A 13,777-nucleotide genomic window follows, 5' to 3' on the forward strand; every position below is an offset into this window, starting at 1 on the left:
GAGTTCGCCCATGCGCGAAGCGATGCAACTCGTCCCTATGGTCGTCGAGCAATCCTCCAGAGGGGAGCGATCATTCGACATTTATTCGCGCCTTCTGCGCGAACGGATCATCTTCCTGAACGGAGAGGTGAACGACGATGTTTCGGCTCTGGTCTGCGCGCAATTGCTGTTTCTGGAAGCCGATAACCCGAAGAAGCCGATCAACCTCTACATCAACTCGCCGGGCGGCGTCGTGACCAGCGGGTTCGCCATGTATGATACCATGCGCTACATCCGAGCACCCGTGCATACGCTTTGCATGGGAACGGCTTGGTCCATGGGCTCATTCCTGCTGATGGCGGGCGAGCCCGGCGCGCGCGCCGTCCTACCGAACGCGAGCATCCTGATTCACCAGCCATCGGGCGGGTTTAAGGGGCAGGCGTCGGACATCCTCATCCACGCCGAAGAGACTCTGCGGACCAAGACCCGCATGACGCGGCTTTATGCCCAACACTGCAAGCGGAGTTACGAGGAGTTCGAGCGGGCCATGGACCGCGACCATTTCATGACGCCGCAAGAAGCGTTGGAGTGGGGGCTTGTCGACCGTGTCCTTCAGGCGCGGGAGGGCGAGCGGGATCAAGATCCGAACGCGACCTGACAGCCCCGAGCTCAAGCCAATCGGCGTCGGCAGGTAGGCGAGCCGTGGCAATCCAGGTTGAGATGCGGTTAGATGTTCGATCAATACGCGCAGGGAGAATGCGATGACGAACATCGGCACCGAGAAGGCCGCGGAGCAACCAAAGGACGCTACGCATCAGGTCATTGCGCAGCATGACGCGCTTCTGAGCGCGCTGCCGTTTTCCGACACGCGGGATTTTGAGGACGCGGCGCGTGGCTTCCTCGGCACGATCGAGAATGCCAGGATCAATCATCCGCAAGGCAGGACGGTCTGGAGCCTCGAGCCCTACGGTTTCCTGGCAGCGGAACAGGCGCCGCCGACGGTCAATCCGAGCCTGTGGCGGCAGTCGCGCCTCAACATGCATCACGGCCTGTTCGAGGTCGTGCCCGGCGTCTATCAGGTGCGCGGGCTCGACATCGCCAACATGACGCTGATTGAAGGCGACAGCGGCGTCATCGTGGTCGACACCCTGACCTCGATCGAGGGTGCCCGCGCCGCGCTCGATCTCTATTTCAGGCATCGCGGCCTGCGGCCGGTCGCAGCCGTCATCTTCACCCACACCCACACCGATCACTGGGGCGGCGCGCGCGGGGTTCTGGAGGAGGACGCGCTCGCCACGGACCGGGTGCCGATCATCGCGCCAAACCTGTTCATGGAGCATGCGGTCTCCGAGAACATCATTGCCGGCCCTGCGATGCTGCGCCGGGCGCAATATCAGTTCGGCCCTTTCCTCGCCAAGGGGCCGCGCGGGCAGGTCGATTGCGGTCTCGGCAAGTCGATGGCGGCAGGTTCGGTGGCGCTGCTGCGTCCGACTGACCTGATCATGGCGACCGGCGATACACGGGTGATCGACGGCGTCGAATTCGAATTCCAGATGGCGCCGAACAGCGAGGCGCCGGCCGAGATGCACTTCTTCATCCCGCGCTACAAGGTTTTGAACCTCGCCGAGAACTGCACGCATAATTTCCACAATCTTCTGCCGTTCCGCGGCGCAGACGTGCGCGATGCGCTGGCGTGGTCGAAATACCTCAACGAGGCGCTGTCCCTGTGGGGCGGCAAGGCGGAAGCGATGTGCGGCCAGCATCACTGGCCGGTGTGGGGACGCGAGCGCATCGACAGCATGATCCGCCAGCAGCGCGACCTCTACAAGTTCGCGCACGACCAGACCATCCGGCTGATGAATCACGGCCTCACCGCAACCGAGATCGCCGAGACGATCAAGCTGCCGCAAGGTCTGGAGGGCGCCTGGCATGGCCGCGGCTATTACGGCCACATCCGTCACAATGTGAAGGCGATCTACCAGAAATATCTCGGCTGGTACGATGCCAACCCCGTCAATCTCGATCCGCTGCCGCCGGTCGAATCCGGCAAGAAGTACGTCGAGTACATGGGCGGCGCGGACGCGATCCTCGCACGGGCGAAGAAGGACTTCGATAAGGCTGAGTTTCGTTTCGTGGCGCAGGCGCTGAGCCATCTCGTCTTCGCCGAGCCGGATCATGCAGCGGCGCGTGCGCTGCTCGCCGACACGCTGGAGCAGCTCGGCTATGCCGCCGAAAGCGCGACCTGGCGCAACGCCTATCTGTTCGGCGCCCAGGAGCTGCGCCAGGGCATGCCGAAGACGCCGCCGCGTCCGCCCATGCCGCGCGAGACGCTGGCCGCGCTTCGCACCTCGCAGCTCTGGGACGTGCTCGGAATCCGTCTCAACGGCCCGAAGGCGGAGGGCAAGCACATCGTGCTGAACTGGAGCTTTTCCGACACCGGCGAGACATTCGTGCTCAATCTGGAGAATTCCGCGCTCACCTACACCGAAGGCACGCAGTCGGAAAAAGCCGATGCCAGCTTCACGCTCGCCCGCGCCACGCTCGACGAGGTGATCGCGAAGCTCACGAGCTTCCCGGAGGCAGTTGCCGCCGGCAAGATCAAGCTGTCGGGCAACGCGCTGCGCCTCGCCGAGTTGATGGCCCTGATGGACGAATTCCCGCGCATGTTCGAGATCGTCGAGCCGAAGCGGGCGGTGGTGATGTAATACATTCCCGTCATTGCGGGCGAACAGTCTCTAGCAATGACGCGTTGAAGCCGAAGCACATACAACTGTCGTCCCGGCGAAGGCCGGGACCCATACCCCCAGGGAGAAGTTGTGGCGCGCGATCGTGGTTATTGGTCTTCGCCAAACCACTTCCTGTGGTTATGGGTCCCGGATCTGCGCTTCGCTTGTCCGGGACGACAACTGAGATTGTGCCGCGCTACTCCGCGCTGCTCACCAGCTTGATCTTCGGCGCGGTGGCTTCCATCAGGCCGCGGTAGGCGGCGAGATAGTCGAGTGCCATGCGCCTTGCGGTGAAGCGTGTCTCGAACCGCTTGCGGATTGCTTCGCGGCTGAGCTGCGGCAGGCGCCCAACGGCCGCGACCGCGCTGGTCTCGTCCTCGACGACGAATCCGGTCAGGCCTTCATCGATGATCTCGGGCACCGAGCCACGATTGTAGGCGACCACCGGCGTGCCGCAGGCCATGGCTTCGATCATCACGAGCCCGAACGGCTCGGGCCAATCGATCGGGAGCAGAAGGCCGAGCGCACCGCTCAAGAACTCAGATTTCTCGTTGTCGCTGATCTCGCCGATATACTCGACCAGCGGATTTTTCTCGATCAGCGGCCGGATCAGTTCGTCGTAGTAATCCTGGTCGGCGCGATCGACCTTGGCTGCGATCTTCAGCGGAATGCCGCAACGGGTCGCGACCTTGATGGCGCGATCGACGCCCTTCTCCGGTGCGATGCGGCCGAGTACCGCGAGGTAATCCTGCTTCGCGGGCACCGGCGTCAGCAGATTCTCCGGCAGGCCGTGATGGATTGTGCGTACCCAGTTCGCCTGCGGCACCGGCCGACGCTGCGCATTCGAGATCGAGATGACGGGGATCTTGGAGAACGTGTTGAAGACCGGCTGGTGCTCGGGCAGGTCGAGCCGGCCGTGCAGCGTCGTCAGGAATGGCGTCGGCTGGCGGTAGAACAGCGACCACGGATAGTAATCGAGGTGGAAGTGGAGGAAGTCGAATTCCTCGTCGTCGCATTTCTGCCGGACCCGCTCCAGCATCACCATATGCAGTGCGTTGGGGTCGCGCACCGCGCCGTCGAGGCGCAGCGCCTTCGGCCACATTGCGTCGAGCTTGCCCGAGGTATGCGAGTCGCCGCTGGCGAACAGGGTCACGTCGTGTCCCAGCGCCACCAGTTCCTCCGTCAACCAATGCACCACCCGTTCGGTGCCGCCATAAAGCTTGGGTGGAACAGCCTCCGTCAACGGAGCTACCTGCGCGATGCGCATCTCATCATCTCCTTTTCGCGATCATGAAAGTTGAACCCCCAGCTCACTTCGGCACCGGCATGCCAGCCATGGGAACGTTCCCGCATCTGCGAAGTTCCGCCCGTCAAAGGTTACTTATTCGACACGTCTGCAATGCGGCGTGACTCGTCCGCAATCTGGTCTTGATGATGTCACGACTGCTTCTCAGTCCGTCCGCATCGTCATGTCGTGATCGCATTGCAATGGAACCGGAACGCGCCGGTCGATGTTCACTCAGCCAGTGCCGCGCAGGCACGACTGACAATTCTCAGACGGGGTGGCAACCATATGGATCATCTGTCCGGCTACGCGAGGCGGCCGTTTGCCTTTGTTTTACGCTATCTTCGCCGGCGGCTCGCGTCGCATCTGGTGATCCTGTCGGCCGTGGTGGCCGCGGTTGCCTGCTCGGTGGGCACGCAATATGGCGTCAAGTCGCTCGTCGACAGCCTCTCGGCCGGCGCATCGCATAGCGGTGGTGTATGGCTGGCATTCGTTTTCCTCATGTCGCTGATTGCCGCCGACAACTTCCTCTGGCGCATCGCAAGTTGGACAGCGAGTTTCACCTTTGTCGGCGTGACCGGCGATCTGCGTCGCGACATCTTCCGCCATCTCACGGGCCACGCACCCAGCTATTTCTCAGATCGCATGCCGGGTATGCTCAGCAGTCGCATCACGGCGACCTCCAACGCCGTGTTCACGGTCGAGAACATGTTCGTCTGGAACGTGCTGCCCCCGTGCGCTGCCACAATTGCGGCAATCCTGCTGATTGGAACCGTGAGCCCTTATATGGCGGCGGGCCTGATCGTGGTCGCCGGCGGCATGGTGATTGCGATGTTCCACCTCGCGGCCGCCGGCAAGCCGTTGCATGACGACTTCGCCGACAAGGCCGCCGTCGTCGACGGCGAGATGATCGACGTCATCAGCAACATGCCATTGGTGCGGGCGTTCTGCGGCATCAGCCACGAGCATCAGCGCTTCGATGCCACCGTGAACCGGGAGCTCACGGCGCGCGGTCGCAGCCTGCGTTATCTGGAAAAGCTGCGCCTGACCCACGCCGCCGTCACCGTGGCGCTGACGATCGCGCTGCTCGCCTGGGCGATCATGCTCTGGCAAAAGGGCGAGGCGACCACCGGCGACGTCGTTCTGGTCTGCACCCTCGGGCTCTCGATCCTCAACGCCACGCGCGATCTTGCGGTCGCGCTGGTCGACGTCACCCAGCATGTCGCGCGGCTGACCGAGGCGATCGCAACGCTCCTGGTGCCGCATGAATTGCGCGACCACCCCGAGGCCGAGCCGCTGGTCAAGCGCGGTGCCGCGATTGCCTTCAACAACGTGACGTTCGGCTATCCCGGGGCGTCGAAGATATTCGAGCGTTTCAGCCTGCGGCTGCAACCCGGCCAGCGCGTCGGCCTGGTCGGGCAGTCCGGCGGCGGCAAGTCGACGCTGTTCACGCTGTTGCAGCGGTTCTATGACGTCGATGACGGCAACGTCACCGTCGACGGCCAGGATATCGCGCGGGTGACGCAGCAGAGCCTGCGCGAGGCGATCTCCGTGGTGCCGCAGGACATTTCATTGTTTCATCGCTCGGTCCGCGAGAACATTCGTTACGGCCGGCCCAACGCGACCGACGACGAAGTCTTGCGCGCGGCGATCGCGGCGCGCTGCGATTTCGTCGAGAGCATGCCCGGAGGGCTCGACACCATGGTCGGCGATCGCGGCGTAAAGCTCTCCGGCGGTCAGCGCCAGCGCATCGCGATCGCGCGCGCCTTCCTGAAGGACGCGCCGATCCTGCTGCTCGACGAAGCGACCGCGGCGCTCGACAGCGAGGCGGAGGAGGCGATCCGCGAGGCGCTGTCACGCCTGATGCGGGGCCGAACCGTGATCGCGATCGCGCACCGGCTGGCAACGCTGCGCAATTTCGACCGCGTGGTGGTGCTGAAGGCCGGCAAGATCATCGAGGACGGCTCGCCCGACCGCCTGATGCAGAACCACGGGCCTTATCGCGAGCTGGTCACGCAGGAGATGAACCGGCTCTCGAAGTTCGCCGCGTAAGTCGTCAGCCGCGTTCAGGTCGTTGCGTTCAGGTCGATTGCGTTTTGGATAATGGCGCAGGGGAATAGCGCATGTCAGCCGAAGTCGTCACCCAGTTCGTCGCGGCATCACGAACCGTGGAAGTGGTGGAGGAGCAGCCGTTCTACATTCCCATGACGGGACCTGCGGCGAGGCCGCGGCGTTCGCTCAAGCACGACGATACCTTCATCGTGCTCGACAGCCATGGCGATATCGGCGCCTCCGCCGGTGGCCCGGACGGCCTGTTCAACTGCGACACGCGCTATCTCGCGCGGCTCGAGCTCGTGCTCGACGATCTTCAGCCGCTGCTGCTCGGCTCGAACTTGCGTGATGACAACTCGGCCCTGACCATCGATCTCACCAATCCCGATATCTACCGCAATGGCCGCATCGTCCTCCAGAAGGACCTGCTGCATATCGTGCGCACGGTGTTCCTGTGGCGTGGCACGGCCTATCAGCGTATCGGCCTGCAGAACCACGGCGACCGGCCGGCAAGTTTTGAGCTGACGCTGCTGTTCGATAGCGATTTCGCCGATTTGTTCGAGGTGCGCGGCGAGAGGCGGCCGCGGCGGGGGACCGGCGCGAGCAAATTGCTCGGCCCGACCGACGTGCTGTTCGAATATCGCGGGCTCGATGATACGCAGCGCACGACCGGGCTGCATTTCGATCCAAGGCCAACCCGTCTCTCGGTCAATGCCGCCACCTGGCAGCTCGAGCTCGAGCCGCATCATACCAAGTCGTTGTTCGTGGCCGTGTCCTGCAACCGGCCGCAGACGCTCAAGCCGGTGCGTTTCTTTCCGGCGATGCTGGCGCATCGCCGCGAGATGCGCGCCTGCACGGCGGGGGCGGCCAGCGTTGAGACCTCCAACAACATCTTCAACGAGGTGCTGTGCCAGGCGATGGCCGACCTCAACATGCTGATGACGGATACGCCTCAGGGCCGCTATCCCTATGCCGGCATTCCCTGGTACTCGACGACGTTCGGCCGCGACGGCCTGATCACGGCCTTGCAGATGCTGTGGATCGATCCGCGGGTTGCCAGGGGCGTGCTGCGGCGGCTCGCGCACTTCCAGGCAAAGGCCACCGATCCGCTCGCCGACGCCGAGCCCGGCAAGATCCTGCACGAGATGCGCGGCGGCGAGATGGCAGCGCTGCGCGAGGTGCCGTTCGCGCAATATTACGGCAGCGTCGATTCCACCGCGCTGTTCGTGCTGCTCGCAGGGCATTATTTCGAGCGCACGGGCGATGTCGAGACGCTGCTGGAATTGTGGCCCGCGATCGAGGCTGCGCTGGAATGGATCGACGGACCCGGCGATCCCGACCACGACGGCTTCGTCGAATATCAGCGCGCCTCCGAGCAGGGCCTCGCCAACCAGGGCTGGAAGGACTCCTATGATGCGATCTTCCATGCCGACGGTACGCTTGCGGAAGGCTACATCGCGCTCGCCGAAGTGCAGGGCTACGTCTTCGCCGCCAAGCAGCTCGCCGCGCGCTGTGCCTTGCGGCTGGGCAAGCCGGACAAGGTAAGGAAGCTCGAGGCCGAGGCAAAGGCGCTCGCGGCGCGCTTCGAGGACGCCTTCTGGTGCGAGGAGCTCGGCACCTATGCGCTCGCGCTCGACGGCGCCAAGCGACCCTGCAAGGTGCGGACGTCGAATGCCGGCCAGCTCCTGTTCAGCGGCATGATCAGGGAGGACCGTGCGCGCAAGGTTGCTGCCGACCTGTTACGGCCGCATTTCTTCTCCGGCTGGGGTATCCGCACCGTGGCGCTCGGCGAAATCAGATACAATCCGATGTCCTATCACGACGGCTCGATCTGGCCGCACGACAATGCGCTGATTGTGCTCGGGCTTGCGCGTTATGGCCTGAAGCATTCGGTGGCGCATGTCTTCAAGGGCCTGTTCGAGGCCGCGACCTATATGGATCTCCGGCGGCTGCCGGAACTGTTCTGCGGCTTCCGGCGCGAGAAGCGCCGCGGCCCGACGCTGTATCCGGTCGCCTGCGCGCCGCAGGCCTGGGCCAGCGCGACGCCGTTCACGTTGCTGGAAGCGGCGCTCGGCATCGAGTTCGACGTCGCACGAAGCGAGATCCGCCTGCGCAATCCGCATCTGCCGGCGTTCCTGAACGAGGTCGTGCTGCGCGAGCTCCAACTGGGCTCGTCCAGCGTCGATTTGCGGATTCGCCGCCACGGCAACGATGTCGCGCTCGAGGTGTTGCGCACGCGCGGCCAGATCCAGGTATCGATCGTGTTGGCGCACTAGCGCAATCAGTCGGAGGAGGTCGTATGCGCGGCATGACGCGGTTGATGCTGGTCGCAGTGATCGTGGGGAGCATCGCGCCTGCGGTCCCGTACGCAGCTGAGGACCCGCCTGCGGCGCAAGCCGAGCCGAACGCGCCGCCGCCGCCGGCCGTGCCCGTGGTGCCGAAGGACGCGGCGCCGCCGCCCTCGGTCACCATCATCGGTGCCAGCGACGCGCATGGCGTGCTCGGGCGGGATGTGCGCAGCGCGGCCGATGAGGATATGGGACGCATCGTCGACGTCATCGTCGATCGTACCGGCCAGGTGCGGGCGGCGGTGATCGATTTCGGCGGCTTCCTTGGCGTCGGCAGCCGCAAGATCGTGGTCGACTGGAACGCGCTGCATTTCGGCAAGATCGCCAACAAGAAGGACAGCATCAGCCTTGAGCTGACCAAGGCGCAGGTCGCCGCCGCGCCGGAATACAAGGAGGACACACCGATCGTCGTGCTGGGTGCCTCCGGTACCCTGCAACCGCTGCAGTTCATTCCGTAAGGAAGAGGAGGGCAGACTGTCGGTGCGCTTGTCCAGGAAGCCGAGCCATCCGAGCGATGACGAACGTGGCCGAGCCGATAGCCGCAACGCTGTGCTCGCGCTTCCGCTACCTGCGCCATCAAAGCAAAGCCTGCGGGCCCTGGATTGGTTCATCTTCTTCCTGGCCGACGTGCAGACCGGCTTCGGCCCCTTCATCGCGGTCTATCTGACGACGCAGAAATGGACCCAGGTCGAGATCGGCCTCGTGCTGTCGATTGGCGGCATCGTCGGCCTGATCGGCCAGATGCCGGGCGGCGCGATCATCGATGCCGCGAAGTCGGAGCGGCTTGTCGCGGGATTCGCGATCACGACCATAGGATTCTGCGCGCTCGCCTATGCGGCGATGCCGATCTTCCCTGTCGTGGTGACGGCAGCGACCTTGCATGCGGCTGCGAGCTGCGTGCTGGGGCCTGCGATCGCCGCGATCAGCCTCGGCCTGGTCGGACCGCTGGCGATCGGCGAGCGGCTCGGCCGCAACGCGCGCTTCGCCTCGCTCGGCAATGGCGTTGCGGCTGCGGTCATGGGCACGGCCGGCTATCTGCTGTCGAGTCGTTCGGTCTTCCTGGTCACCTTCCTGCTCGCGATTCCGACCCTGATTGCGCTTTCGCGCATTCGCGAGGAGGAGGTTGATGCGGCCCGGTGCCATGGTGCAATGCCGCGCGAGCTGTCCGACAAAGGGGACACCAATGTATGGCATCTGCTGCGGCAGCGGCCGCTGCTGATCTTCGCCTGTAGCGTGCTCCTGTTGCAGCTCGCGAACGCGGCGATGTTGCCCTTGATGGCGAGCGTGGTGACGACGCGGTCGAGCCAGTGGGCCACCGTGCTGATCGCGGGCTGCATCATCGTACCGCAGGCGATCGTGGCGCTGATGTCGCCGACGGTCGGGCGCAAGGCGCAGGCCTGGGGACGGCGGCCGCTGTTGTTGCTCGGATTTGGCGCGCTGGCGATTCGCGGCCTGTTGTTCGCGACCGTCCGCGATCCCTATCTCCTGGTTCTGGTGCAGGTGTTCGACGGCATCACGGCCGCGGTGTTCGCGGTGATGATCCCGCTGATCGTCGCCGACGTTGCCTTCGGCAGCGGCCACTTCAATCTCGCGCAGGGAGTCGTGGGAACCGCGACCGGGATCGGCGCATCGCTCAGCACCGTGCTCGGCGGCTTCATCAGCGACAGATACGGCAGCAGCACCGCCTTCATCAGCCTCGCCTGCGTCGCAGCAGTCGGGCTCGTCCTGATTCTCCTGGTAATGCCGGAGACGCGGCGCAGCGCACGTGGAGCATGAGAAAATGCCGGCCGAAGCGGGTTCGGCCGGCCAGTTGGGAAGATGGCAGGGAGGAAGAAATCAGGCGTCGAGATTGTGCAGGCGCTGGCGGTTGCGCAGCACGATCTGACGGGCGCCGGAGAAGCCCAAAATGCCCTGGGAATGGAGCTGTGACAGCGCGCGCGACACCGTCTCCAGCGTCAGGCCGAGATAGTCGCCGATGTCGCGGCGGCACATCGGCAGCGCCATCATGCCGGCGACGGCGAGCCGGCGATCCATTTCGAGCAGGAAGGTCGCAACCCGCTCCATCGCGGTCTTGCGGCCGAGCAGCAGCATGTGGTCCTCGGCGTGGCGCAGTTCGCCTGCGGTCATCGCCCAGAGCTTGCGCGCGACCTGCACGTCGGTACCGGCGGCCTTCTCGAGGCTGGAGCGCTTCACGAGGCGCACGGTGGTGTCGATGATGGCTTCCGCGGCGAGGCGGTGGGTGGCGCCGGATTCGAGGCCGAACACGTCGCCGGGGAGATGGAAGGCGCCGATCTGGCGGCGGCCGTCGGAAAGGAGCTTGTAGCTGCGCACCGCGCCGGAGACGACCTGGTAGACGTATTCAGCAGGCTCGTCCTCGCCGTAGATCTCCTCATCCTTGCGGTAGGAGAACTCGGAGGCGACAAGGCCGACATGGCCGGTGATGGCGCCGAACTGATCGGAAACGGGATGGGTGGCCGGGGCGATCGTGCTGCCGTGAACCTGGGTGTTGAGTGTCTGGGTGAGCATCTGTGCCATCTCCGTTGTGATGGCAGATGGTTACCGCGCGCCGAGCGGCGTGAAAATTTCGAGCGATATCTTAAGGAGGTCTACCTATGTAAAATCCCGTAGGTCAGTCCTTGAGGTCAGTCTTTGGGCTTGCCCTGGATGGCGCCGCGGATGCGCTTGACGAGATTCTCGTCGAGAAGCGGCTTCAAGATCACGTCCTTGATTCCGACCGCTGCGGCCCGGGTCGAAATATTCTCGTCCGGATAGCCCGTGATCAGGATCACGGGCGCGTCGCCCTCCGACTTGCGCAGGCGCCTCGTAAGCTCGACGCCGTTGATGTCGGGCATCTTGTAGTCGATCACGTAGCAGTCTGCGCCAGGGGAGTGGGGTGCATTGAGCAATGCCGTGGCATTCCTGAAGGTTCGCACGGCGAAGCCGTCGGTTTCCAGTAGGAATCGCAGTGATCCAAGGACGGCGTCGTCGTCGTCGACCACGTAGACGGTGGGCTTGAGTGGGGACGACATCGGATCCCGCCTATGGTGTAAGCTGATCTCGGTCATGCGACCTTGCTAACACGCGGCGAGAGCGCGGACTTGACATGCCTCAAGTCGAAGTCGCCTCAATCGTTGAGCATGCCGGCGCGCATGGCGAGCCGCACCAGCTCCGACAGGCTGCCCGCCTGCATCTTGGTCATGACGTTCGCCCGATACACTTCGATGGTGCGCGGGCTGATGTCGTATTCGCGGGCGATCAGCTTGTTGGAGAGGCCCGCGATCAACCCCTCCATGACCTGGCGCTCGCGCGGGCTCAGCGAAGCCACACGCGCGGTGATGTCCTGCACGATCGCCTCGCTCTTGGCGGCAGGCTCGGCCTGGCGGATCGCGGCTTCGATCATCGCGGTCAGGCGATCGTCATCGAACGGCTTTTCGAGGAAATCGACAGCGCCGAGCTTCATGGCTTCGACCGCCAGCGGCACGTCGCCATGACCGGTCATGATGAGGATCGGGAACGGGCTTTGCGTGTCCTTCATGCGCTTCAAGAGCTCGATCCCGTCAAGCCCGGGCATGCGCACGTCGGACACCACGCAGCCGAAGGAGAGGCCCGGCAGTGCGTCGAGAAAGCCTTGCGCCGTCTCGAACAACCGGACCTCGAAGCCGAACGAGTCCAAAAGGAAGTTGAGCGAATCCCGCATCGCCTCGTCGTCGTCGATGACGTAGACATGTCCCTTTGTGGTCATTGATCAGTTCTCGTCGGCTGCCGGCAAGGTAAAGCGAAACGTTGCGCCGCCCGATGCGTTGCTCGCGGCCCACATGCGGCCGCCATGAGCCTCGATGATCGAGCGGCTGATGGAAAGTCCGACGCCCATGCCGGTCTCCTTCGTCGTGAAGAAGGTCTGGAACAGGTTCGGTATCACGTCGTCGTGGAATCCGGACCCGGTGTCGCTGACCTCGACTTCGATCATGTCGTCGGCCACCTTGGTGTTGGTGACGACGAGCTCGCGCCGCGGCGATTGCGCCATGGCCTCAAGTGCGTTGCGGAACAGGTTGACCAGCACCTGCTGGATCTGGACGCGGTCGGCCAGCACGAGGTCGGCCTCCGGATTGAGGTTGAAGCGGAGCTGGACATTCTGCTCGCGCGCGCCGGCAAGGCCCAGCGCGCCGGCTTCCTCGATCAGCTTGGAGAGGCTCTCGACCCGCTTCTCGGATTCGCCGCGCGAGACGAAGTCGCGCAGGCGGCGGATGATCTGGCCGGCGCGCAGTGCCTGCTCGGCGGCGCGGTCCATCGCGCTCTCGATCTTGTTAATGTTCGGATCGCTGCTGCCCGCCAGCAGCCGGCGCGAACCCTTCATATAGTTGCTGATGGCCGCCAGCGGCTGGTTGAGCTCGTGCGCGAGCGCCGAGGCCATCTCGCCCATCGCGCTCAGGCGCGAGACATGGACGAGCTCGGACTGCAGCTCCTGCAGCCGCGCCTGGGTCTGCTGGTGCTCGGTCATGTCACGGACGAAGCCGGTGAAATAGGGCTCGCCGCTGGACTGCATCTCGCCGATCGACAGGTGCATCGGAAACGTCGTGCCGTCGCGCCGCTTGCCGGTGACGATGCGGCCGATGCCGATGATGTGGGGATCGCGCGTGGTGCGGTAGCGCGCGATATAGCTGTCGTGGCGGGAGCGGTCGGGCTCGGGCATCAGGAGGCTGACGTTCTGGCCGATCGCCTCATGCTCCAAATAGCCGAACAGGCGCTCCGCCGCCGTGCTGAACAGCTGGATGATGCCATGGCCGTCGATGACGATCATGGCATCGGGGATCGTGTGCAGGATCGAGCGGAGGTGGGTCTCGCGCGTGCGCAGCGCCTCCTCGACCTGCTTCTCCTCGTCGATGTCGAGGAAGATACCGCTGAGATGGCGCGCGCTACCGGCTTCGTCCCGGATCAGGCCGGCGCGGGCCCGGATCCATTGCCCTCTGCCGGAATCAGCGGAAATCCGGAATGACACGTCGAACCCGCCGCCGCGCTCGGCGACGCGCCTGATCGCGGCTTCGACACGCTCGCGGTCTCTCGGCTCGAGACGCGACAGGAAGAGCTCGTAGGTGATCGGCTGGTCGCGCGCGACGCCGAACATGGCCCCCGCCGCATCCGACCATTCCAGTTCCTGCGTCTTGAGATCGAGGTCCCAGGTGCCGACGCCGAAGCCTTCGATTCGGACCCGGAAATGTTCGCCCCGACCGTCATCTGCCGGATGAGTTACGCGGGTCGGGCTCAATTCGCTTCCATCCTTGCGTCGTGGGTCCGGAGCGCGGTTCGTTTGGTCGCAATTTCGCGCATGGCCGCCCCGGAGGCAAGTTCGGCGATCGGGTACCCCGCAACAGGGCGATCAGTCCAGCCGC

At 64.5% G+C, this 13,777-nt stretch carries 11 protein-coding genes; 6 read left to right on the plus strand and 5 right to left on the minus strand.

What is annotated here, in order from left to right:
* Positions 1 to 10 precede the first annotated feature (10 nt).
* Both QQL28_RS28500 and QQL28_RS28505 read left to right on the plus strand, forming a co-directional pair.
* The gene (locus QQL28_RS28500; protein WP_284270832.1) at positions 11 to 637 is read left to right on the plus strand and encodes an ATP-dependent Clp protease proteolytic subunit; all 627 of its coding nucleotides are present in this window, start codon (positions 11 to 13) and stop codon (positions 635 to 637) included.
* Positions 638 to 740: 103 nt separating this feature from the next.
* The gene (locus QQL28_RS28505; protein WP_284270833.1) at positions 741 to 2,684 is read left to right on the plus strand and encodes an alkyl/aryl-sulfatase; all 1,944 of its coding nucleotides are present in this window, start codon (positions 741 to 743) and stop codon (positions 2,682 to 2,684) included.
* A 217-nt stretch (positions 2,685 to 2,901) separates the two neighbouring features.
* Here the strand turns inward: QQL28_RS28505 and QQL28_RS28510 are convergent, their stop codons facing one another.
* Positions 2,902 to 3,972 (minus strand): glycosyltransferase family 4 protein, encoded by a 1,071-nt coding sequence (locus QQL28_RS28510; protein WP_284270834.1) that lies wholly within the window; start codon positions 3,970 to 3,972, stop codon positions 2,902 to 2,904.
* Positions 3,973 to 4,278: 306 nt separating this feature from the next.
* Here QQL28_RS28510 and QQL28_RS28515 point away from each other — a divergent pair, with 306 nt between their 5' ends.
* The 4 genes from QQL28_RS28515 (at position 4,279) to QQL28_RS28530 (ending at position 10,166) form a co-directional block, all read left to right on the plus strand.
* Positions 4,279 to 6,042, plus strand: a complete 1,764-nt coding sequence (locus tag QQL28_RS28515) for an ABC transporter ATP-binding protein (RefSeq protein WP_284270835.1) — start codon at positions 4,279 to 4,281, stop codon at positions 6,040 to 6,042.
* 71 nt (positions 6,043 to 6,113) lie between these two features.
* Positions 6,114 to 8,318: an amylo-alpha-1,6-glucosidase gene (locus QQL28_RS28520; RefSeq protein ID WP_284270836.1), complete on the plus strand. Its 2,205-nt coding sequence runs from the start codon at positions 6,114 to 6,116 to the stop codon at positions 8,316 to 8,318.
* Positions 8,319 to 8,350: 32 nt separating this feature from the next.
* Positions 8,351 to 8,848 (plus strand): PRC-barrel domain-containing protein, encoded by a 498-nt coding sequence (locus QQL28_RS28525; protein ID WP_431309656.1) that lies wholly within the window; start codon positions 8,351 to 8,353, stop codon positions 8,846 to 8,848.
* A 22-nt stretch (positions 8,849 to 8,870) separates the two neighbouring features.
* The gene (locus tag QQL28_RS28530) at positions 8,871 to 10,166 is read left to right on the plus strand and encodes an MFS transporter (RefSeq protein ID WP_431309654.1); all 1,296 of its coding nucleotides are present in this window, start codon (positions 8,871 to 8,873) and stop codon (positions 10,164 to 10,166) included.
* Positions 10,167 to 10,226: 60 nt separating this feature from the next.
* Here QQL28_RS28530 and QQL28_RS28535 read toward each other — a convergent pair whose 3' ends face one another.
* The 4 genes from QQL28_RS28535 to fixL all read right to left on the minus strand — a co-directional run bounded on the left by QQL28_RS28535 (position 10,227) and on the right by fixL (position 13,653).
* Positions 10,227 to 10,916 carry a helix-turn-helix domain-containing protein gene (locus QQL28_RS28535; protein WP_284270839.1) on the minus strand — a complete coding sequence of 230 codons (690 nt, stop codon included), beginning with the start codon at positions 10,914 to 10,916 and terminating at the stop codon, positions 10,227 to 10,229.
* 116 nt (positions 10,917 to 11,032) lie between these two features.
* Positions 11,033 to 11,455, minus strand: coding sequence for a response regulator (locus QQL28_RS28540; RefSeq protein WP_284270841.1), 423 nt, complete (start codon positions 11,453 to 11,455; stop codon positions 11,033 to 11,035).
* 59 nt (positions 11,456 to 11,514) lie between these two features.
* Positions 11,515 to 12,132 (minus strand): response regulator FixJ, encoded by a 618-nt coding sequence (fixJ, locus tag QQL28_RS28545; RefSeq protein WP_284270844.1) that lies wholly within the window; start codon positions 12,130 to 12,132, stop codon positions 11,515 to 11,517.
* 3 nt (positions 12,133 to 12,135) lie between these two features.
* Positions 12,136 to 13,653 (minus strand): sensor protein FixL, encoded by a 1,518-nt coding sequence (gene fixL, locus QQL28_RS28550; protein WP_284270846.1) that lies wholly within the window; start codon positions 13,651 to 13,653, stop codon positions 12,136 to 12,138.
* Between the last annotated feature and the right edge of the window lie 124 nt (positions 13,654 to 13,777).

The organism is Bradyrhizobium iriomotense (assembly GCF_030160715.1).
In the GTDB taxonomy this organism is placed as follows: domain Bacteria; phylum Pseudomonadota; class Alphaproteobacteria; order Rhizobiales; family Xanthobacteraceae; genus Bradyrhizobium; species Bradyrhizobium iriomotense.